Source organism: Brevibacterium sp. SMBL_HHYL_HB1 (assembly GCF_018208375.1).
GTDB lineage: Bacteria > Actinomycetota > Actinomycetes > Actinomycetales > Brevibacteriaceae > Brevibacterium > Brevibacterium intestinavium.
In genome coordinates this window covers 482,791-502,503 of record NZ_CP062936.1, presented here as the reverse complement: position 1 = coordinate 502,503, position 19,713 = coordinate 482,791, and the positions used below count along the sequence as shown (strand labels likewise).

Genomic DNA, 19,713 nt, shown 5'->3' with positions numbered 1-19,713 from the left:
CTCCCCTGGCAGAAGAGCTGGTCTCCCCTGGCAGAAGACTGCTGTCACACGGCCGCGGTGCGGGCGAGGTAGTCGGCGACGACCGCCTCGGCGGCGGTGGCGAAGGCCCGCACATGCGGCAGGTGGGCGTCTCGCTCACGCACGTGCATGACCACGCGCCGGACCGGCTCGGGATCGGTGAGGGCCACGGCGACGAGCCCGGGCGGCAGCTGCAGCGTCGACAGCCGCGGCAGCACGGTGATCGCGAGATCGGAGGACACGAGCGCCAGAGCCGCATGGTCGTCCTCGGAGGCCGCGAAGTTCCGGCGTTCGAAACCGGCCGCGGCGCAGGCGAGGTCGACGACCCGGCTGGTGGGACCCGACCACAGGTCGTAGTCGACCCACGGCTGGTCCTCGAGGTCCTTGAACGGCACGGACTCACGTCCGGCGAACTCGTGGCGATCGGAGACGACGACTCGGTATTCGTCGTCGAACAGGCCCACTCGCGTCATCTCCGGCAGGTGGGTCTCCCCGTCCTGCGGGACTTCGCTGCGGATCTCGATGAGGCAGTGGCTGCGACGGCTCCTCGCCGGTTCGTTCAGCTGGATGTCGAAGCGCAGGTTCGGATGGTCACCGGCCACGGATTCGATGATGCCCGGCAGCAGGCGGGCGCTGAAGGAGGCGAAGGCGGCGATGCGCATGCGGGGCCGGCTGACGGTGTTGAAGCTGTCGACGAGTTCATCGAGTTTGGCCACGGAGGCGAAGACCTCCCCGGAGTCCTCGGCCAGGCGCTTGCCGAACTCGGTGATCTCGATGCCGCGCCCGGACCGGTGGTACAGGGGTGCGCCGACGCTCTTCTGCAAGGTGGTGATGTGCTGACTGATCGTCGCCGGCGTGTAGTTGAGGTTCTTCGCGGCCGCGACCACGGAGCCGGTGGCCACGACGGCGCGCCAGACCCGGAGCCGGTTGAGGTCCCACATGGGCTCAGCCTAGCCGATGGCCATCATTCGGCCGTGCCTGATGATCATTCGCAATCCATTGCTTTTCCCGATCGGTATCGGCGTCCAGAATGGAGGAGCTGCCCCATCCCGCCCGATTCTTTCGAAGGAGAGCCGTGACCGGTCCCGAGATCCTCACCATCACCGGTGCCGCTGCCGCTCTTGCGGTCACGCCCGGGCCCGAGACGATCCTCACGATCCGCCTGTCCTCACTGCGGCGGAGGGCCGGGTTGGTCTATGCGCTCGGCACGGCCACCGGCACCGTCATCTGGATGGTGCTCGCATTGACGGGGGTCTCCGCGCTGCTGACCGTCTACCCGGCGGCGGTGCAGGTGCTCAAGATCGTCGGCGGGCTCTACCTGTGCTTCCTCGGGGTCCTCGCCGCCAGGCAGGCGGTCCTGCTCCGTCGCAGCCCGTCAGCGTCCACGCCGTCAGCGCAGTCGTCGGCGCCGGGGGCGGCTACATCGGCGCAGTCGTCGGCATCGGTGCAGTCGGCATCGGCGCACTCGGCCGCGTCGGCATCGGTGCAGTCGGCATCGGCGCACTCGGCCGCGTCGGCATCGGGGGCGGCTGCATCGGCGCAGTCGTCGGCATCGGCTGCCGAACCGAACGGCGATGTCGTCGCAGGACCGGTCAGTGAGATCGCCACGGCCATGGAATCGAACTCGTGGGGCCACTTGCGATCGATCGTGTCCTACCGCCGCGGGATCCTCTCGTCCCTGAGCAACCCGAAGGTCGGACTGTTCTTCCTGGCCATCCTGCCGACGCTGGTCCCGGCGTCGCCGACCGGCGTCGACTACGCTCTGCTCATCGCCGTCGTCCTCGGAGTGCTGCTGGCCTATCAGATCGTCCTGGCGCTGACGGCGAGCCTGGCGGCCTCCGCGATGGCCCACCGCAGCGCCGACTTCTTCATCGAAGCCGCCTCGGCGGTCATCCTCCTGATCATCGGCATCGCCGTCATCGTGATCCCGATCTGAGGCGACCGCGTCTGAAGCATGGCATCCCGAGCTCAGTCCCGCCCCTCTCATCCGCGGTTTGTGGTCGATCCGCCGAGGTGGATCCGCGAAATCGGCGGAATCTCCTCGGTGCATTGACCACAAACGGAGCGTGACCGCCCGCCCACGCTTCGGACCGAGACGTCCGATCCCCGTGAGCAAGGGAGGACTAAGGGTGGGGGCGTCGAGATCTTGCCGACGCCCCCACCCCTTGGCACGCCCGGTCTCAGGTGCCGGTCGCGGAGCGGTTCAGTGCGTCAGTTCTGAGGATCACCCGCCGAGGCGGCCCCTCCGTTCGTGCCAGGCGTGTCCGGGCCGCCTGTCGCACCCGGGCCGCTGTTCGAGGCACCGGAGGTGCTAACACCACCGCCGGTCGCACCGGGGCCGTCACCGCCGGTCGCACCGGAGTCGCCGCCGGTGTTCGCGGCACCCGCGGCCTCGTCGAGGTCGACCTTGCCGAGCATTCTCGCGGCCGCGTCCCGACCGCCGAGGCCGAAGGCCAGGGCCGCTGCCGCGGCACCGCCGATGACCACCGCGCCGAAGGCGAGGTTGATGATCGAGTCGGCCAGCCCCATATAGCGCAGGCCCATGGCGATGAACAGTGCGATCGCCGAGTAGCGCAGCACCTTCGACGCGAGGCTGTTCGTGATGAACTTGCCGATGAGCGCGGCGATGAGGAAGCCGGCGGCGATGATCGCGGCTCCGAACAGGACGCTGCCGCCGAGGTCGAGGATCTCGTTGAGGATGTTCGTGATCTCGGGGAAGCCGAGCATCCGCGTGGCCATGATCGCGAAGAAGATCATGATCGCGACCTGGACGATCCGCGTGATCACGTTCGAGGCGCTCGTGCCCTCGGGCACGATGCCGATCTCGTTGATGGCCTTGTCGGTGCCGATGCCCTCGAGGATCTGCTCGAGCAGATTGCCGAGGAACTTCGCGATGACGAAGCCGATGGCCAGCAGGATGCCGGCGGCGATGATGAGCGGGATCGCGTTGAGGAAGATCTGCAGCATCTGCTGGGCAGGATCGGAGATCGCCTTGATCCCGAGCACCTGCAGTGCCGCGATCGCCACCACGATGATGATGATCCCGAAGACGAGGTTGCCGATGAGATTCGAGATCTTCGCATTCGTCTCGGCAGCGGCGTTCGGGGCCTGCTGCGGGGGTATGCCCTGCTGGCCCTGGGCCGTCTGCTGTGCGGCGACATCGGCCTGCGGCCGGCCGCCGCCCATCGAGTCGTCGACGACGCCGGTGGCCTTATCGCCCAGCGAACGGAACTTCGCCGTGAGCTTGGTCAGGTCCACGGCCCCGAGGGCCGTCTGGATGAGCTGCTTGGCGATCTTCGCGAACACGAAGCCGATGAAGAAGATGAAACCGGCGCCGATGATGTTGGGCAGGAATCCGAAGATTCCGTCGAGCAGACCCTGCAGCGGAGTGAGGACCTGATCGAGTTCGAAGAGCTGGAGAACAGCGATGAGTCCGAGCAGCCAGATGATCAGTCCGGCGATCTGTCCGACCGATTTTCCGATCTGCTGTCCATTGCTGCCATCGCGCTGAAGAGCGGGAATCTTGGTGACGAGTTTGCCGATCGCCCATTTGACGATGGCGGCGAGGATCCAGGTGACAATGAGAATGACGATTGCCAGTCCGACCTTCGTCAGGACCGACCATAGGTCTTGGCTTTGCATGTCGCTTCTCTCCTTCGGCTACAGCGAATTGACAAGGCGTTTTTTCGCTTTGCTGATTGGGAGTCTATTCTCAGCGGACATTCAGAACAAGGGTTTCGCAATTGCCGCCGAATTCCCGAAACCACAATTGTCAAGAAATAGAGGATTCGTTGGCATACGAATATTTCAGGGGGCTAACAGAAAGTTAATATACCCATCACAATTCCATACCAAGGCGGTTCCCCGTGTGTTCGGGGATCGGTCGGCGCCCCGTCACCGGGGGAATTCGGCCGGCGGGGCGAGATCCTGCCGCCCGGTGGATCTCAGAATTCCAGCGGCAGGTTGTCGATCAGGTGGGTGCCGCCGACGGTGGCGGAGACGAGCAGCAGCGCCGAGCCCCGGAAGTCGGCCGGACAGGGCCGCAGGGTCGACGCATCGACGAGGCTGAGGTAGATGATGTCCAGCTCCCCGCGCTCGGCCGCCGACTCGAGCACCGCACGCGCAGCCGACTCGATCGCCTCGGGCAGGACGCCGTCCGCAACCGACTCGACGACGGCCTCCCCCGAGTCGGCCCCTCCCGAGGCGGCCCCTTCCCGGACCCCTCCCGCGGCCACCTCGGCGGCGGCATCGAGGGCCCGCGGAATCGCAAGGGCCCGCTCCCGATCCGACGGTGAGAGGTACTCGTTGCGGCTCGACATCGCCAGGCCATCGGCGTCACGCACCACCGGCAGTCCGATGATCTCAATATCGAAGTCGAGGTCGGCGATCATGCGCTTGACCAGGCAGAACTGCTGGATGTCCTTGAGTCCGAACACCGTGACATCGGGTTTGATCAGATTGAACAGCTTGGCCACGACCGTGAGCACACCGTCGAAGTGCCCGGGCCGGGCCTCACCTTCGAAGACCGCACCCATCCGCCCGGCCACGACCCTGACCTCGGGCGCCGAGGGGTACATCTCCCCCAGCGCCGGTGCGAAGACGAAGTCGACTCCGGCTTCTTCGCACTTGGCCAGGTCGGACGCGATCGGGCGCGGGTACTGAACGAAGTCCTCATCGGCACCGAACTGCAGCGGATTGACGAAGATCGAGGTCACGACCAGATCGGACTCGGCCCGGGCGCGGGTCATGAGCGCCTGGTGTCCCGAGTGCAGGGCGCCCATCGTCGGCACGAGGCCCACTCGTCCCGACTGCCGCGCCCGCCACCGACGCAGCGCCTGGATGCCTCCGACCTCCATCAGTCGAAGCCCCGCTCCGGTTCGGGGAAGACCCCAGACTTGACCTCGTCGACATAGGTCCCGACGGCCTCGGTGAGCACGGAATGCAGATCGGCGTAGCGTTTGACGAAGCGCGGAGGACGGCCCGTGGTCAGCCCGGCCATGTCCTGCCAGACGAGGACTTGAGCGTCGGTTTCGGCCCCCGCGCCGATGCCCACGGTCGGAATCGACAGCTCGGACGTGACCTGCCCGGCCAGGCCGGAGGGGACCATCTCCATGACCACGGAGAACGCACCGGCCTCGGCGACGGCCCGAGCATCGTCGAGCAGTGCGGCCCCGGCCTCACCGCGGCCTTGGACCTTGTACCCGCCGAGGTTGTGCTCGGCCTGCGGGGTGAAGCCGATATGGGCCATGACGGGGATTCCCGCCGAGGTGATCGCCTTGATCCGGGAGGCCATCCGCGCCCCGCCCTCGAGTTTGACCGCGTGGACGCCGGCTTCCTTCATGAACCGCACGGCCGTGGCCGCGGCCTGTTCGTCGGAGATCTCGTAGCTGCCGAAGGGCAGGTCCGCGACGATGAGCGCCCGTGACGTCGCCGAGGCGACCGCGCGGGCCAGCGGGATGAGCTCGTCCACGGTCACCGGCAGGGTCGTGGCGTGGCCGTAGACGTTGTTCGCCGCCGAATCGCCGACGAGCAGGGCCTCGACCCCGGCCTTCTCGAACAGCGCGGCCGTGTACTGGTCGTAGCTGGTCAGCATCGCCCAGCGCCGGCCCTCGGCCTTGGCCTTGATGAGGTCGAGGGTGCGCACCCGCCGAGGCGGGGCCGCATGAGCCTTCGCGCCGCCGGGCGCCGCGCCGGTCGCCTGTCCGCCGTACGGGGGCGTCTCCTCGGCGGTATTCGGCGTCGAGCTCGACGTCGGGTCCGCTGGTGCTGTCTGGTTCAGATGTGCCGCATCGGGCATGGGAATCCTTCGGTGGTTCGATGTCGTCGGTGCAGGTGCGGGCGGGTCGGGACCTGTGCTCCGGTCGGAAGCAGCTGATCCCTTCACGGGCGCCCACCGCAGTGCGCATCGACTCGGATTGCGAGCCAGACTCCAGCCTAGAACATCCCGCGCACCCCCGCCCATACCGACTCCGCCATCGGCCCTTCGACCGGGGTCGGAGTTGTCAACGGCAGTCCGAGACCATTAAGCTCACATCTGCGCAAACAATTTAGCTCAGTTCTGCGCAAAGTATTCCGGCCGTCTCCCGGCGGGCAACTGCACCGCCGGAAGCCGCCCACCGACGCGAAGGACGATGATGACCACAACAGCTTCGATCGAACTCACACTCAAGGACATCTCGAAGACCGGGTCGAAGGACGACATGTGTTCGACGGAGCTGCTCGACGCCCCGTGGGACGTCGATGTCCGCCCCGGCTACGGCCCCGGAGCCTCGCTGGCCGACACGATCCCGGCCGAAGCCCCGCGTCAGGGCGAGATCCCCGAGGAGTACAAGCAGGCCTCGGCCGAGGAGCTCGATGCCCGGATCCGCGCCGCCAAGGAGACCCTCGGCGACCGGGTGGTCATGCTCGGACATCACTACCAGCGCGTCGAGGTCGTCGAGCACGCCGATTACATCGGCGACTCGTTCATGCTCGCCCGCGCCGCCCAGAACCACCCGGAGGCCGAGGCGATCGTCTTCTGCGGCGTGCACTTCATGGCCGAGACCGCCGATCTGCTCTCGAAGCCGAACCAGTCGGTCATCCTGCCCAACCTCGCCGCCGGCTGCTCGATGGCCGATATGGCCTCGATCGACCAGGTCGAGGACTGCTGGGAGCAGTTGGCCGAGGTCTTCGGCACCGAGCCCGATGCCGACGGCCGGGTGCCGGTCATCCCTGTCACGTACATGAATTCCTCGGCCGCGGTCAAGGGCTTCTGCGGCCGCAACGGCGGCATCGTGTGCACCTCGTCCAACGCCGAGATGGTCCTCGAGTGGGCGTTCGAACGCGGTCAGCGGGTCCTGTTCTTCCCCGACCAGCACCTCGGCCGCAATACAGCGGTGAATATGGGCATCGGGCTCGACGAGATGCCGCTGTGGAACCCGGCCCGACCCCTGGGCAACAACACCGTCGATGACCTCGAGGACGCCCGCGTCATCCTGTGGCAGGGCTTCTGCTCCGTGCACAAGCGCTTCACCCCCGCCCAGATCGACAAGGCCCGGACCGAACATCCGAACGTCCGCGTCATCGTCCACCCCGAGTGCCCGCGCGAGACCGTGGCCGCCGCCGATGAGTCCGGCTCGACCGCATACATCACGAAGGCCATCGCCGAGGCGGATGAGCCGACGACCTTCGCCATCGGCACGGAGATCAACCTCGTCCAGAGGCTGGCCGCCGAGCATCCGCAGCACACGATCTTCTGCCTCGATCCCGTCATCTGCCCGTGTTCGACGATGTACCGGATCCACCCCGGCTACATCGCCTGGGTGCTCGAGTCGCTCATCGACGGTGAGGTCGTCAATCAGATCTCGGTCGATGACTCTGTGGCCGATCCCGCCCGCGAGTCGCTGACACGCATGCTCGCCGCGAAGCCGCGGGTCTGAGCCCGTGGGACACGTCATCATCATCGGCTCCGGCATCGCCGGGCTGACCGCGGCGCTGCAGCTGGCCGGTCGTCATGCCATCACGCTGGTGACCAAGGGCGGCCTCGGCGAGTCGAACACCGCCTGGGCCCAGGGCGGGATCGCCGGGGTCATCGGGACAGAGGACACGGTCGCCTCCCATATCGCCGACACCCTCGCCGCCGGGGCCGGCCACTGCGATGAGTCCGCGGTGCGCGTCCTCTGTGAGGCCGGCGGTGAAGCCATCGTCTCCCTCGCCGAAGCGGGCGTCGAGTTCGACACGGACCCGACCGGCGCCTGGTCCCGCGGGATGGAGGGGGCCCATTCCCATCGGCGCATCTTCCACTCCGGCGGCGATGCGACCGGTCGTGCGATCGGTGCGGCCCTGTGCGATCGCCTGCGCGCCGAGACTGGCACTGCCCAGCACGCCGAGTCGGGCACTGCCCAGCGCGCCGAGGCGGGCACCGGGCGAGTGCGCGTGCTCGAGCACACGATGCTCCTCGACCTCGTCGCCGAGACGTCCGGCGAGCGCGGGGAGTCCGCATCCGAACCTGGACCCCAGGAGCGCGTCACGGGCATCACCGTCCTGCGCGATGGCCGGATCGAGCATCTGGCCGCCGATGCGGTCGTGCTCGCCACCGGAGGCGCCGGGCAGGTCTTCGCGCATACGACGAACCCGGCGGCGGCGACCGGGGACGGTCTGGCCGCGGCACTCCGGGCCGGTGCGACAGTGCGCGACCTCGAGTTCTTCCAGTTCCACCCGACCGCGCTGGCCGGACCCGGGTTCCTCATCTCCGAGGCCGTCCGCGGTGCCGGTGCGCGGATCGTCGATGAGCAGGGCCGACGCTTCCTGCCTGAGGTCGACGACCGGGCCGAGCTGGCCCCGCGCAATGTCGTGGCCCTGGCCCTGCACCGCCGGTCGGTGGCCCAGAACGGTCGGCCCTGCTTCCTCGATGCCAGGCTCGTCCCGGAGTTCGCGGACCGGTTCCCCAGCATCACTCGCGGACTTGCCGCCCACGGGCTGAACCCCGCCCACGATCTCATTCCCGTCACCCCGGCCGCCCATTACTTCATGGGCGGCATCGCCACCGACCTCGTTGGGCGCACCAGCATCGCTGGGCTCTACGCCGTCGGTGAGGTCGCGTGCACCGGAGTGCACGGGGCGAACCGTCTGGCCTCGAACTCCCTGCTGGAGGCAGCGGTCTTCGCCGCCCGCGCGGCCCGAGCGATCGAAGCCGAACTCGGCGACGTCGCCGATCCGGCCGCCACCGCCCCCATCTGCGTCGACCCGCCGTTGCCGCGCCGGATGAGCCTGTCCCGTCAGAAGGACCTGCCCCGGACGGGCTTGTCGCGGTCCGAGCTGCGGGATCTGACCTGGGCCCACCTCGGCGTGGAACGACGGGCCGCCGGTCTGCGCCTCCTGCTCGAGCGCCTCGGCGAGGATCCGGCGCCCGACGAGCGGCACGAGTCCCTCACCGAGGAAGTCGAGACGGCGAATCTCGCGCTCATCGCCGAACACATGGCCCGGCACGCTCTGGCCCGCGAACACAGCCTCGGCGCCCATACCCGCACCGACACCCCGGACCCGAGCGCCGTCGCCACAGGCGGCACCACCACCGACCTGCTCCAGGAGGCCACCGCATGCTGACCGCTGCGACCATCGATTCCGCGCTTCACCTCGCTCTGGACGAGGACGCCCCCTGGGGAGACGTCACCGGGGAGGTCTTCATTCCCGCCGGCGCCTCGGCGCGTGCCCAGCTGCGCGCCAGGCAGGACGGGGTGCTCGCCGGCATCGAGGTCTTCGCCCGCACCTTCGCCCTCGTCGATGCCGAGACCACGGTCGAACTGCGCGCCGCCGACGGGGATGCCTTCACCTCCGGCGATGTTCTGGCCACCGTGCACGGATCGGCCCGGGCAGTGCTGCGGGCCGAGCGGATCGCATTGAACTTCTGCCAGCGGATGAGCGGCATCGCGACCGAGACCAGGGCCTATGTGGATGCCGCCGCCGGGCGGGCCCGCATCGCCGACACCCGCAAGACCATCCCGGGGCTGCGGGCCTTCGACAAGCATGCCGTCGTCGCCGGCGGCGGGCACAATCACCGCTTCGGACTCTCGGACGCGGTCATGGTCAAGGACAACCACCTCGCCGTCCTGGCCGGCGAGGGCGACGATGTCAGCGAGTCGATCCGTGCCGCGCGGGCCCGGCTGCCGCACACGACGACGATCGAGGTCGAGGTCGACCGGCTCGACCAGATCCCGGCCGTACTCGAGGGCGGGGCCGACATCATCATGCTCGACAACTTCACCCCTGCCCAGCTGCGCGAGGGCGTCGAGCTCATCGCCGGACGCGCTCTCGTCGAGGCCAGCGGCAATGTCACCCTGTCCACGATCGGCGAGATCGCCGCCACCGGTGTCGACGTCATCTCCTCAGGGGCTCTGACCCACAGTGTCCGCGCCGTGGACCTCGGCCTCGACCTGAGCCTGGAGCACTGAGATGGACGGGACCCGGCTCTACCTCGACACCGCCTCGGCGGCTCCGGTGCGTCGGGAGGCGCTCGAGGCCGCGTGGCCGTATCTGGCCGGGGCGTTCGGCAATCCGTCGAGCCATCACGAGATCGGCCGGATCTCGTCCGAGGCCCTCGCCGATGCCCGATCCCGGGTGGCGAAGGTGCTCGGGATGCGCACCACGGACATCACCTTCACCAGCGGCGGCACCGAGGCCGACAACCTCGCGATCATCGGCATGGCTCTCGGCGCCCGGGCTCGCGTCGGCACGCGGGCCGGCCGACAGCTCCGGGCCGGCAGTGCCCGGTCGCGCGACGGTCAGCCGCCTCGGCGGCATATCGTCACCTCGGCGATCGAGCACGAAGCGGTGCTCGCCCCGGTCGACTTCCTCGCCCGGGTGCACGGATTCGATGTCACCGAGGTGGCCCTGACCTCCGAGGGGACGGTGGCCCCCGAGGCGCTGGCCGCTGCCGTGCGGGACGACACCGTGCTCGTCAGCCTCGGCTATGCGAACAACGAGATCGGCACCGTCGCCGACGTTCCGGCCCTGGCGGACATCGCCCACGAGGCGGGAGCGCTGCTGCACACCGATGCGGTGCAGGCCGCCGGTTGGCTGCCGCTGTCGGGCCTCGGCGCCGATGCGCTCACCCTGGCCGGGCACAAGGTCGGTGCGCCGAAGGGCATCGGGGTGGCCGCGATCCGCGCCCGCGTGCCCGTCGAACCGCTCATCCACGGCGGCGGGCAGGAGTCGGGGCGCCGGTCGGGCACGGAGAACGTGGCACTGGCGATCGCCTTCGCCACCGCACTCGAACTCGCCGAGGCGGAGCGGGTCGAAGCCGCCGCTCGCGTCCGGGCCATCCGCGATGAGTTCATCGCCGCGGTCCTGGCCGCGGTTCCGGGAGCCTTCCTCACGGGCAGCCCGGATGCGCGGACACCGAACCATGCCTCGTTCTGCTTCCCGGACACCTCCGGAGAGGCCGTGCTCCTCGAACTCGAGCGCCTCGGTGTCACGGCCTCGAGCGGATCGGCCTGCGCGGTCGGTTCCGATGAGGCCTCGCATGTGCTCACGGCGCTGGGCATCGACGCCGAGGTCGCTCAGACGAGCGTGCGCTTCACTTTTCCGGCCTCCATCACCGACGAACAGGGCCGTCGAGCGTTCGAGATGCTCACAACGGCGGCTTCCCGCCTCACACAGCGCTATGCCTGAGGCTGAGCTCGCGGCGCTGGGCGCCACCGACCAGCATCTATTTTTCTACATACTGTAGAAAACTTGTGTAGACTGGAGGCAGGCGAGGACGGGCTCGGCTGCCGCTGACTTCTTTCTCGTCGTTTCCTCAGTGATTGACATTGACAGAGAACGGACGATCATGAGTCACGAAGTCTCCACCCCAACAGATAGCGTCTCCTACGATCTTCCCGAAGGCGATCTGGGAATCCTCGTCGGTTTCGACGGCTCCGCGAACTCGGTTCGAGCCCTCGAGTACGGTGCCCGACTGGCCCTGCGCCGAAAGACGAAGCTGACCGTCGTCATGACCTACAAGGTTCCGGTCAACTTCTATGCCACCTATGCGGCTCATCGTAATTGAGAGTGTAGGACCGGTCGGAAGCCACCGGACTCGAGCAGACATCTGGCGATGTAATGCGTGAGGTTGCGGAATCCCAGCGCGGACCCGCGTAGATGCTCGAGTCTGCCGTTGATCGCTTCAGTGGGACCGTTCGACGTTCCCGGTCGGGTGAAGAATGCGAGCACATCAGCAGCTCGACGCTTCAACGTTCGTCCTAACCGTTTGAGCTCGACAAGTTCGGGTGGCAGATTCGTTGTCAGGGCGTCGATGACCGTTTGCAAGAGTCTCTTGCCCTCTTTGCAGTCCGCGGTTCGGTAGGCGCTGACAATGTCTTGGTAGACAGCCCAGGTGACTTCGACTTCGGTGAAGTTCGGGTCAGCGAAGAGGTTCGCGATTCTTTCCTGCTGCTTGGTCGTGAGTAAGCTGCTGCCCGTGTGAAGAGTTCTTCTTGCCCGGTACAACGGGTCCTTTGCTCGTCCGCGATGGCCGGTTGTCTCCTGCTGAACTCGGCGACGTACCTCGTCGAGGGCATCACCGGCGAGTTTGACGACGTGGAAGGGGTCCATGACTTCCACAGCGTCGGGCAGCTCCTCAGCTGAGGCTGTTTTGAAGCCGGAGAATCCGTCCATCGCGACGACGTCGATGCCCTCACGCCATTCTTTCGGTCGGTCTTTCAACCATTGTTTGAACACCTGCTTCGAACGGCCAGCCACCATGTCGAGCAGACGTGCCGAGCCTGTTCCCTCGCTGATCGGGGTGAGGTCGATGATGACGGTGACGTACTTGTCACCACGCCGGGTGTGCCGCCATACATGCTCGTCGACACCAATGACGCTGACCCCGTCGAAACGGGTCGGGTCGTTGATCAACAACCGCTTACCTTCAGCGAGGACGGCGGAGTTCGCGGTGTGCCAGGACACGGCGAGTTTCGCAGCGATGACGGACACGGTGTCGTGATCGATCACGAGGGCACGCAACGCCCAGTCGAGGCCGGTTCGCGAGATCTTCGCTCGTGGTGGCGCCGCAGCTGTGGTGTCTTGACGCCAGACGCGGCCACACTCGACGCATTTGTAACGGCGGAGGCGAATGTGAAGCGTGGTTGGTCGGTGGCCGAAAGGTTCGTGGGCCAGCTGGCGGACGACGGTGTCGCGAATGATCCCGTGGCCGCCGCACCGTCGGCACCAGTCATCTGCCGTGTTTGGACGGCATTCCAGGATGGCTTTGTGCCCGGTGATGTGTTGGCCGGTGCAGGTGAGGTCGAGGGTGTCGAGTCGGCAGAATGTCGTAAGGTCAGGGGTCGAGAAAGTGGCTCATCGTAATTGAGAGTGTAGGACCGGTCGGAAGCCACCGGACTCGAGCAGACATCTGGCGATGTAATGCGTGAGGTTGCGGAATCCCAGCGCGGACCCGCGTAGATGCTCGAGTCTGCCGTTGATCGCTTCAGTGGGACCGTTCGACGTTCCCGGTCGGGTGAAGAATGCGAGCACATCAGCAGCTCGACGCTTCAACGTTCGTCCTAACCGTTTGAGCTCGACAAGTTCGGGTGGCAGATTCGTTGTCAGGGCGTCGATGACCGTTTGCAAGAGTCTCTTGCCCTCTTTGCAGTCCGCGGTTCGGTAGGCGCTGACAATGTCTTGGTAGACAGCCCAGGTGACTTCGACTTCGGTGAAGTTCGGGTCAGCGAAGAGGTTCGCGATTCTTTCCTGCTGCTTGGTCGTGAGTAAGCTGCTGCCCGTGTGAAGAGTTCTTCTTGCCCGGTACAACGGGTCCTTTGCTCGTCCGCGATGGCCGGTTGTCTCCTGCTGAACTCGGCGACGTACCTCGTCGAGGGCATCACCGGCGAGTTTGACGACGTGGAAGGGGTCCATGACTTCCACAGCGTCGGGCAGCTCCTCAGCTGAGGCTGTTTTGAAGCCGGAGAATCCGTCCATCGCGACGACGTCGATGCCCTCACGCCATTCTTTCGGTCGGTCTTTCAACCATTGTTTGAACACCTGCTTCGAACGGCCAGCCACCATGTCGAGCAGACGTGCCGAGCCTGTTCCCTCGCTGATCGGGGTGAGGTCGATGATGACGGTGACGTACTTGTCACCACGCCGGGTGTGCCGCCATACATGCTCGTCGACACCAATGACGCTGACCCCGTCGAAACGGGTCGGGTCGTTGATCAACAACCGCTTACCTTCAGCGAGGACGGCGGAGTTCGCGGTGTGCCAGGACACGGCGAGTTTCGCAGCGATGACGGACACGGTGTCGTGATCGATCACGAGGGCACGCAACGCCCAGTCGAGGCCGGTTCGCGAGATCTTCGCTCGTGGTGGCGCCGCAGCTGTGGTGTCTTGACGCCAGACGCGGCCACACTCGACGCATTTGTAACGGCGGAGGCGAATGTGAAGCGTGGTTGGTCGGTGGCCGAAAGGTTCGTGGGCCAGCTGGCGGACGACGGTGTCGCGGACGATCCCGTGACCACCGCACCGTCGGCACCAGTCATCTGCCGTGTTTGGACGGCATTCCAGGATGGCCTTTTGCCCGGTGATGTTTTGGCCGGTGCAGGTCAGATCGAGGGTGTCGAGTCGGCAGAATGTCGTAAGGTCAGGGGTCGAGAAAGTAGGCTTGGCCACGTCGAGGTCTTTCGGATGGGTTGTGTGAGAACTTCCATCATCGGAAGACCTCGACGCCTATCCGCGCAGCGACGCGCCGTGTCCTGGAATCACCGATCTACACTCTCTTTTACGAAGAGCCACCTATGCGGCGATCCCGGCCGTGCCCGAGTACGAGTATCGCCGACGCGATGCCGAGCAGACGCTCGACCGAGCGCGCGAACTGCTCGAGGACTTTCCCGGTGTGTCCGCTGTGGCCACCGTCGAAGGCGATTCGGTGGGGGGCACTGGCCAAGATCACCGAACGAGCCCAGACTGTCATCGTCGGAGCACGAGGACGCGGAGGGTTCCTCGGGCGCGTCCTCGGCTCCGTCGCCGCCGCCCTTCCCGCACATGCCAAATGCCCGACGATCGTCATCCCCGGAGACGAGGACGAAGCCGAGCCGCTCTCTGCGCTCGACCTCGATCCCAGACCGAACGAAGCACCGGTGTTCGCCGGTGTCGATGGTTCGCAGCTCAGCCGCATCGCCGCTCTTGCGGCAGCTGAGATGGCCTCCGAGGCCGAGACCGCGCTTTCACTGGTCACCGCGCTGCACCCGCTGGACGAATCCATCCTCTGGTATGGGGGAGCCAGCGCTGCCATCCCGGAAGTGACCCATCAGATGAGGCAGGAACTCGCCGACCACCTCGATGCCGAGGTCGCCTGGGTGAAGCGGCACTTCCCCGATCTGCAGGTCGAGGGCTCAGTTCGAGTCGGCCAGCCGGACCAGGTGCTGGAAGAGGCCAGCCACCGCGGCCAGCTGACCGTCGTCGGCTGTCGCGGACGCGGCGGGCTGCGCAGCGCGCTCCTCGGTTCGACCTCGCGCTCACTTCTCCACCACATGGCAGGCCCCGTCATGGTCGTGCCTCAGCTCGCCGACGACCGTGTGGAGGACGAGCCGGAGACCCGCTGACGGCGCCCTGGACGGGTGCCCGATCAACATCGGTCGGGCACCCGCTCAGCGAGGAATCCTGACTGGTGGTGATGTCCGTCCCGTATCCGAGGCTCCCCCTATCTTTATCGGCGTTTCCGGGAGAAAATGGGGTCAAGCATTCGCATCGGGTGTGAGGGGGCCACCATGGATCTGCTGATTCTATTCATGATTGCCGTGATGTTCTCGACGATCGTATTCTTCATCGGGCGATACGCCTGCCCGAAACACGACCGCGTCCCCCTCATGGAAGTCGACCATGTGCTGCTGTGGACCACGCTGCGTCGCGGTTGGCATGCGCTCGGGGCGTTCGGTCCGCTCACACACTATCCAGAGGATCCCTCGGAATCTTCACGGGCCTGATCCCGGTCGTCGCAGCTGTCGAACGCCCGCGGCCCCTATGACAGAGGGCGTGGGCGACTTCCCATGTTGTTAGAGTGGCAGGGTGACTTCCTCTCCGAATCCCCGCCGGTCCCCGATGGCAGACTTCGCCGCGCTCGTGTTCGCGGTCCTCTCGATCCTCGTGTTCATCGGATCCGCCATCTGGTTCTGGGTGCAGGCTCCGGAGACTGTGGCCAGCCATTTCGACGCGTCGGGGCAGCCCGATGATTGGTCGTCGAAGGCGAGCACGCTGGGCTGGCTCGTGCCGATCGGAGTGGGAATCCCCGTGCTCTTCTCGATCCGGTGGATCTGGGAGAAGCTGCCCGCCTCCATCGTCAACATCCCGTTCAAGGACTACTGGCTGAACAACGGTGAGCGCGCCTACCTCTATGACTGCCTCATGCAGTTCATGCGCTTCACCGGTGGCGCCTTGGCGCTGCTGCTGACGTCGGTGCTTGTGATGGTCATGCGCGAAGGGCGCGGGGCGACGGGGATGACGTTCCTTCCCACGGGTGTCTTCCTCATCATCACCGCCGCGGCCCTGATCAACCTCGTCCGCCGGCTCCGCCCGCCGAGGTGACCCAGCACAGCGGGCCGGCCTCGGCGCAGCGGCGGCGATCCGGTTCAGCGCCGTCGTGGCAGCGACGGTCTCAGCAGCTTCCCTCAGACGCTCGCAGCGCCCTGCGGCAGGAACACGGAGGCGTCCCAGTTCTGCATCGCATGTGCCGAGGCCCAGAAGTGGAGTTCGTAGACACAGGCCTGTTCGAACGCCGCACGCATGCGCGCGGCTTCTTCCTCCGGGGCCTTCTCGAGCTCCTGTTCGAGGATGACGACCGCGCGGCGGGTCGATTCGTCGAACTCCGGTGAGTCATAGGTCTGCACCCAGGTCCGATACGGGTGGTCAGCGGCCATCTGCCCGGCCTGGTCGATGAGCACCTTGCCCATGTGGGCGTAGACCCAGAAGCACGGCAGCACTCCGGCCACGCCTTCACCGTAGGAGCGGCTGGCGGCCGTGGCGACGAGGAAGGACACATAGCCGAGCGTGGTCGGCGAGGCCGTGGAACCGCCGCTGAGCTCGGAATACGCGGCCGCCAGACGCGAATCGGCGAGCAGCTCTTCGTGCATGCCCTCCTCGACCGTGATCGCCTCGGCGGCGGAACCGGCCCAGAAGCGCGACTCGTCCCGGTCGACGGTCTTCGCGGCGAGGAAGGACATCGCCTTCGCGTAGCCGTTCAGGTAGATGCCGTCCTGGATGATGTAGTTCGTGAACGCCGTGACGTCGAGGCTGCCGTCGGCGAGCTGGGCGAGGAACGGCAGGTCTTCGATCTGTGCGACGATCGGGCGGACGCGCTCCCACAGCTGGGTGGTCTGCGGGCCGGCGGCGAAGTTGACGGTCATGGGAACTCCTTCGTACTCGTGTGATTGGGCTTCGTGTGGTCGGGATTCGTGTGGTTGAGACTCGTGGCGGGGCGCAATGGTCCGGGTCCGAGCCAGCATCGGGCCCGAGCCCGGACGCGAGGCCGGCGTGGGCCGCGGACGGGAATCAGTGCACTCGGGTCGTGAGCGGGTCGGTTCGCGCGGGTTCAGGCAGGCTGGCCGCGCACGATGTCGACCTGGTGGTCGACGGGGCCGTGGGCGCCGTCGGGCTCGAGGCTGACCTGCCAGTCGGCTGCCGAGACCAGGGCTCTGGCCAGGAAGTCCAGTGCATTGCTGACGGCCTCGCCGAGGAGGTCGGCATCTGCCGCGGACCTGGCCGCGGCCTGGCCGTTCGCCCCCGCCGCGCCTGCGCTTTGCCGACCGAGCGCGGCCACCTCGGCGGTGATCGCCGCGGACAGGGTGCATCCGGTCCCGTGCGTGTTCGGCGTGTCCACCCGCGGGTGGGTGAATTCGCTCATCTGTCCGTCACGGGTGGCGAGGATGTCGGTGACGTCTCCATGGGTGCCGTGCCCGCCCTTGAGCAGAACGGCGCCAGGACCCCGGTCGAGCAGGCGGCGGGCCTGGTCGCGCATCTGCTCCGGCGTCTGCGCTTCCGGTTCGTCGTCACCGAGCAGCAGAGCCGCCTCGGGCAGGTTCGGGGTGATGAGGTCGGCGGCCGGCAGCAGGTGGGTGCGGACCGCGTCGACGGCATCGGCTTCGAGGAGGCGGTGGCCGGAGGTCGCGATCATCACCGGGTCGACGGTGAAGAAGCCGAGCCTGCCGGTCGCGGCACGGGCGGCGACGAGTTCGACGAGTCGGCGCGTGCCGAGCATCCCGGACTTCGAGGCGTCGACGGGCATGTCATCGAGCACGGAGTCGAACTGGTCGGCCACGAAATCGACGTCGATCGGGTAGACCCGCGACACTCCGTGCGTGTTCTGCGCCACGAGGGCCGTGATGACGGTCGTGCCGAGGGTTCCTCGGGCGGTGAAGGTCTTGAGGTCGGCGTGGATTCCGGCTCCGCCGCTGGGGTCGGTGCCGGCGATGGACAGGGTGATGGGCGGGCGTGTGCTCACTCCTGACCTCCGGTGAAGGCGGCGAGCAGCTGCCGGGCCGCGGCCTTCGGATCCTCGGCCGCACAGATCGCCGAGACCACGCAGATGCCGAGCAGCCCGCGCCCGCGCAGCTCGGGCGCCCGGTCGATGCTGATCCCGCCGATCGCGACGGCCGGGATTCCCGCTTCGGCGGCGAGTTTGCCGAGGCGGTCGGGGCCGATGCCGTCGGGGGCGTCGGCCTTCGTCTTGGTGTCGAAGACGGGTCCGATGCCGATCAGATCGACGACGCCGGTGTTGCGGGCGGCGGCGAATTCGGCACTGTCGGCCGCGGACAGGCCGATGAGCGGTTCGGGGCCGAGTGCGGCGCGGACGTCACCGACCGAGGTGTCCGATTGGCCGACGTGGATGTGCACACTCTCGCCTTCGTCGATGAGGCGGCGGGCCACCTCGACGCGGTCGTTGAGGACGAGGGGAACGTGGCGGTCGGTGCCGGCCGTGGCGGTGTCGATGGCGGCGATGACCTGACGGGTCAGTGAGTAGAAGGCGGCGTCGTCGATGTCCTTGTCGCGGACCTGGACGATGCCCACTCCCCCGGCAACGGCTTCGGCCACGGTCTCGGCGACGCTGCGGCCGGCCGCTTCGCATTGGGCGGAGTCGGTGACGAGGTAGAGGCGGGTGTCGATGCCGGCGAAGCGGGAGCCGGCGGTCATGCCTGCACGCCTTCGTCCGCGGTCAGCGTTCGGTGGCTGACCCGGGCCTGGGCCAGCTGGTCACCGGTGACGGCGTGGAGTGCGTCGAGGAAGCTGACCGAATAGCTGCCCGGTCCCTGCGCCCCGGCGGCGGCGAGTTCTCCGGCGACGGCGAAATGCGCGTGGGCGGCGACGACGGCTTCGAACCGCGCCGAGGCGGTCGCGCCCGGATCTGCCGACGCCGCGGCCGCGGGCACCGACACATCGGAGTCGGGTCCGGCAGTGCCCTTGCCCGCGCCGGCCAGGTAGGCGACGGTGACGGCGCCGAGGGAGCAGCCGGTGCCGATGACCAGCGGCATGAATTCGTGCCCGCCGTCGATATGGGCCACATGGTCGGTCCCGTCGATGTGGGCGACGACGGCATCTCTGGGCCCGGAGACCGCGACGATCGCACCGGTCGTGCGCGCCAGCTGGACGGCTGCGGGCAGAACGGCGTCCACCTCATCGGTGGAGTCGACTCCCCGTCCGCCGAGGCCGACTCCGGCCAGAGCCGCGATCTCCGAGGCGTTGCCGCGGATCGCGGTCGGTCGGTCGGCGGCGGCGCGGCGGATGCGGGAGGTGCGGAAGTCGACCGCGCCGACGCTGACCGGGTCGAGGACCCAGGGCTTGCCGGCGGCAGCGGCGACGTCGATGGCGGCATCGGCGGCGAGCAGCTGGTGGTTCGAGGCGGTGCCGAAGTTGATGAGCACGCCGTTGGCGATGCCGGCGAACTGCCCGGCGTCGGCCTCATGGTCGAGCATCGCCGGGGAGGCACCGACGGCCAGGAGCACGTTCGCGCTGAATTGCTGCACGACGGTGTTCGTGATGCATTGGATGATTGGATGTCCCGCACGCAGTCGTGCGTTGGCAGAACGCAGGTCGAAGTCAACCATGACGATCCCTTCGCTAGTATGGCCCAGATCAGGTTCGATGGGTGTTCTCTCAGCCTCTGCGCTCCCCGTTGCCGCGGATCGTCATGAGGCACCCCATGTCATTGGCTTCGACTGTATCAGCCCCACAGGTACGGGGCGAGTCCGC

At 67.2% G+C, this 19,713-nt stretch carries 18 protein-coding genes, 1 pseudogene and 1 riboswitch; of the genes and pseudogenes, 9 read left to right on the top strand and 10 right to left on the bottom strand.

Translation table 11 applies throughout. The features are described 5' to 3' along the window. Positions 1-44 precede the first annotated feature (44 nt). Entirely contained in the window at positions 45-959 is a 915-nt protein-coding gene (locus IG171_RS02360; protein WP_212129614.1) for a LysR family transcriptional regulator, read from the bottom strand. A gap of 134 nt (positions 960-1,093) precedes the next feature. Here IG171_RS02360 and IG171_RS02355 point away from each other — a divergent pair, with 134 nt between their 5' ends. Beyond that, entirely contained in the window at positions 1,094-1,954 is an 861-nt protein-coding gene (locus IG171_RS02355) for a LysE family translocator (RefSeq protein WP_249203980.1), read from the top strand. Positions 1,955-2,229: 275 nt separating this feature from the next. Here IG171_RS02355 and IG171_RS02350 read toward each other — a convergent pair whose 3' ends face one another. The 3 genes from IG171_RS02350 to panB form a co-directional block, all read right to left on the bottom strand. Beyond that, entirely contained in the window at positions 2,230-3,660 is a 1,431-nt protein-coding gene (locus tag IG171_RS02350) for a mechanosensitive ion channel (protein ID WP_212129611.1), read from the bottom strand. A gap of 302 nt (positions 3,661-3,962) precedes the next feature. After that, complete coding sequence (gene panC, locus IG171_RS02345) at positions 3,963-4,874, bottom strand: pantoate--beta-alanine ligase (protein WP_212129609.1); 912 nt, start codon at positions 4,872-4,874, stop codon at positions 3,963-3,965. Next, positions 4,874-5,815, bottom strand: coding sequence for a 3-methyl-2-oxobutanoate hydroxymethyltransferase (gene panB / locus IG171_RS02340; RefSeq protein WP_212129608.1), 942 nt, complete (start codon positions 5,813-5,815; stop codon positions 4,874-4,876). The genes panC and panB overlap by 1 nt, the downstream gene beginning before the upstream one ends. A 337-nt stretch (positions 5,816-6,152) precedes the next feature. On the opposite strand from panB, the gene nadA reads away from it, so the two are divergent. The 5 genes from nadA to IG171_RS02315 all read left to right on the top strand — a co-directional run bounded on the left by nadA (position 6,153) and on the right by IG171_RS02315 (position 11,545). Next, entirely contained in the window at positions 6,153-7,436 is a 1,284-nt protein-coding gene (nadA, locus tag IG171_RS02335; protein ID WP_212131490.1) for a quinolinate synthase NadA, read from the top strand. Positions 7,437-7,440: 4 nt separating this feature from the next. Next, a complete protein-coding gene (gene nadB / locus IG171_RS02330; RefSeq protein ID WP_212129607.1) occupies positions 7,441-9,102 on the top strand; it encodes an L-aspartate oxidase in 1,662 nt (553 codons plus the stop codon). Then, positions 9,096-9,947: a carboxylating nicotinate-nucleotide diphosphorylase gene (gene nadC / locus IG171_RS02325; protein WP_212129606.1), complete on the top strand. Its 852-nt coding sequence runs from the start codon at positions 9,096-9,098 to the stop codon at positions 9,945-9,947. The genes nadB and nadC overlap by 7 nt, the downstream gene beginning before the upstream one ends. 1 nt (position 9,948) lies before the next feature. After that, positions 9,949-11,166 (top strand): cysteine desulfurase family protein, encoded by a 1,218-nt coding sequence (locus IG171_RS02320; protein WP_212129605.1) that lies wholly within the window; start codon positions 9,949-9,951, stop codon positions 11,164-11,166. A 160-nt stretch (positions 11,167-11,326) separates the two neighbouring features. Continuing rightward, a complete protein-coding gene (locus IG171_RS02315) occupies positions 11,327-11,545 on the top strand; it encodes a universal stress protein (RefSeq protein WP_212129604.1) in 219 nt (72 codons plus the stop codon). Here IG171_RS02315 and IG171_RS02310 read toward each other — a convergent pair. Beyond that, positions 11,533-12,831: pseudogene (locus IG171_RS02310) on the bottom strand (ISL3 family transposase); the annotation flags it as partial. The gene IG171_RS02315 and the pseudogene IG171_RS02310 sit on opposite strands and share 13 nt — an antisense overlap. Positions 12,832-12,834: 3 nt before the next feature. Continuing rightward, entirely contained in the window at positions 12,835-14,145 is a 1,311-nt protein-coding gene (locus IG171_RS02305) for an ISL3 family transposase (RefSeq protein WP_212129602.1), read from the bottom strand. A gap of 170 nt (positions 14,146-14,315) precedes the next feature. On the opposite strand from IG171_RS02305, the gene IG171_RS02300 reads away from it, so the two are divergent. The 3 genes from IG171_RS02300 to IG171_RS02290 all read left to right on the top strand — a co-directional run bounded on the left by IG171_RS02300 (position 14,316) and on the right by IG171_RS02290 (position 16,056). After that, positions 14,316-15,077: a universal stress protein gene (locus IG171_RS02300; RefSeq protein ID WP_212129600.1), complete on the top strand. Its 762-nt coding sequence runs from the start codon at positions 14,316-14,318 to the stop codon at positions 15,075-15,077. Between the two features lie 165 nt (positions 15,078-15,242). After that, positions 15,243-15,458 (top strand): hypothetical protein, encoded by a 216-nt coding sequence (locus IG171_RS02295; protein WP_212129598.1) that lies wholly within the window; start codon positions 15,243-15,245, stop codon positions 15,456-15,458. Positions 15,459-15,540: 82 nt separating this feature from the next. Continuing rightward, positions 15,541-16,056, top strand: a complete 516-nt coding sequence (locus tag IG171_RS02290; RefSeq protein ID WP_083532680.1) for a DUF1648 domain-containing protein — start codon at positions 15,541-15,543, stop codon at positions 16,054-16,056. 83 nt (positions 16,057-16,139) lie between these two features. Here the strand turns inward: IG171_RS02290 and IG171_RS02285 are convergent, their stop codons facing one another. From IG171_RS02285 to IG171_RS02270, 4 genes are all read right to left on the bottom strand, one after another. Continuing rightward, positions 16,140-16,874 carry a TenA family protein gene (locus tag IG171_RS02285; RefSeq protein ID WP_212129596.1) on the bottom strand — a complete coding sequence of 245 codons (735 nt, stop codon included), beginning with the start codon at positions 16,872-16,874 and terminating at the stop codon, positions 16,140-16,142. 185 nt (positions 16,875-17,059) lie between these two features. After that, positions 17,060-17,968, bottom strand: a complete 909-nt coding sequence (gene thiD / locus IG171_RS02280) for a bifunctional hydroxymethylpyrimidine kinase/phosphomethylpyrimidine kinase (protein WP_212129594.1) — start codon at positions 17,966-17,968, stop codon at positions 17,060-17,062. Beyond that, positions 17,965-18,657, bottom strand: coding sequence for a thiamine phosphate synthase (gene thiE, locus IG171_RS02275; protein ID WP_212129593.1), 693 nt, complete (start codon positions 18,655-18,657; stop codon positions 17,965-17,967). The genes thiD and thiE overlap by 4 nt, the downstream gene beginning before the upstream one ends. Further along, on the bottom strand, positions 18,654-19,568 hold the full coding sequence (locus tag IG171_RS02270; RefSeq protein ID WP_212129592.1) for a hydroxyethylthiazole kinase: 915 nt from the start codon (positions 19,566-19,568) through the stop codon (positions 18,654-18,656). Before IG171_RS02270 ends, thiE begins: the two co-directional genes overlap by 4 nt. After that, positions 19,556-19,674, bottom strand: a riboswitch (TPP riboswitch). (Overlaps the previous gene by 13 nt.) Positions 19,675-19,713: the final 39 nt, after the last annotated feature.

What these genes read in the sequence shown, in the direction of transcription:
- IG171_RS02300 (WP_212129600.1), top strand. Translation starts at nt 14,316, where the DNA reads ATGCCGAGCAGACGCTCGACCGAGCGCGCGAACTGCTCGAGGACTTTC.
- nadA (WP_212131490.1), top strand. Translation starts at nt 6,153, where the DNA reads ATGACCACAACAGCTTCGATCGAACTCACACTCAAGGACATCTCGAAG.
- IG171_RS02320 (WP_212129605.1), top strand. Translation starts at nt 9,949, where the DNA reads ATGGACGGGACCCGGCTCTACCTCGACACCGCCTCGGCGGCTCCGGTG.
- IG171_RS02285 (WP_212129596.1), bottom strand. Translation starts at nt 16,874, where the DNA reads ATGACCGTCAACTTCGCCGCCGGCCCGCAGACCACCCAGCTGTGGGAG.
- IG171_RS02360 (WP_212129614.1), bottom strand. Translation starts at nt 959, where the DNA reads ATGTGGGACCTCAACCGGCTCCGGGTCTGGCGCGCCGTCGTGGCCACC.
- IG171_RS02350 (WP_212129611.1), bottom strand. Translation starts at nt 3,660, where the DNA reads ATGCAAAGCCAAGACCTATGGTCGGTCCTGACGAAGGTCGGACTGGCA.
- panC (WP_212129609.1), bottom strand. Translation starts at nt 4,874, where the DNA reads ATGGAGGTCGGAGGCATCCAGGCGCTGCGTCGGTGGCGGGCGCGGCAG.
- IG171_RS02270 (WP_212129592.1), bottom strand. Translation starts at nt 19,568, where the DNA reads ATGGTTGACTTCGACCTGCGTTCTGCCAACGCACGACTGCGTGCGGGA.
- IG171_RS02315 (WP_212129604.1), top strand. Translation starts at nt 11,327, where the DNA reads ATGAGTCACGAAGTCTCCACCCCAACAGATAGCGTCTCCTACGATCTT.
- panB (WP_212129608.1), bottom strand. Translation starts at nt 5,815, where the DNA reads ATGCCCGATGCGGCACATCTGAACCAGACAGCACCAGCGGACCCGACG.
- thiE (WP_212129593.1), bottom strand. Translation starts at nt 18,657, where the DNA reads ATGACCGCCGGCTCCCGCTTCGCCGGCATCGACACCCGCCTCTACCTC.
- nadC (WP_212129606.1), top strand. Translation starts at nt 9,096, where the DNA reads ATGCTGACCGCTGCGACCATCGATTCCGCGCTTCACCTCGCTCTGGAC.
- IG171_RS02295 (WP_212129598.1), top strand. Translation starts at nt 15,243, where the DNA reads ATGGATCTGCTGATTCTATTCATGATTGCCGTGATGTTCTCGACGATC.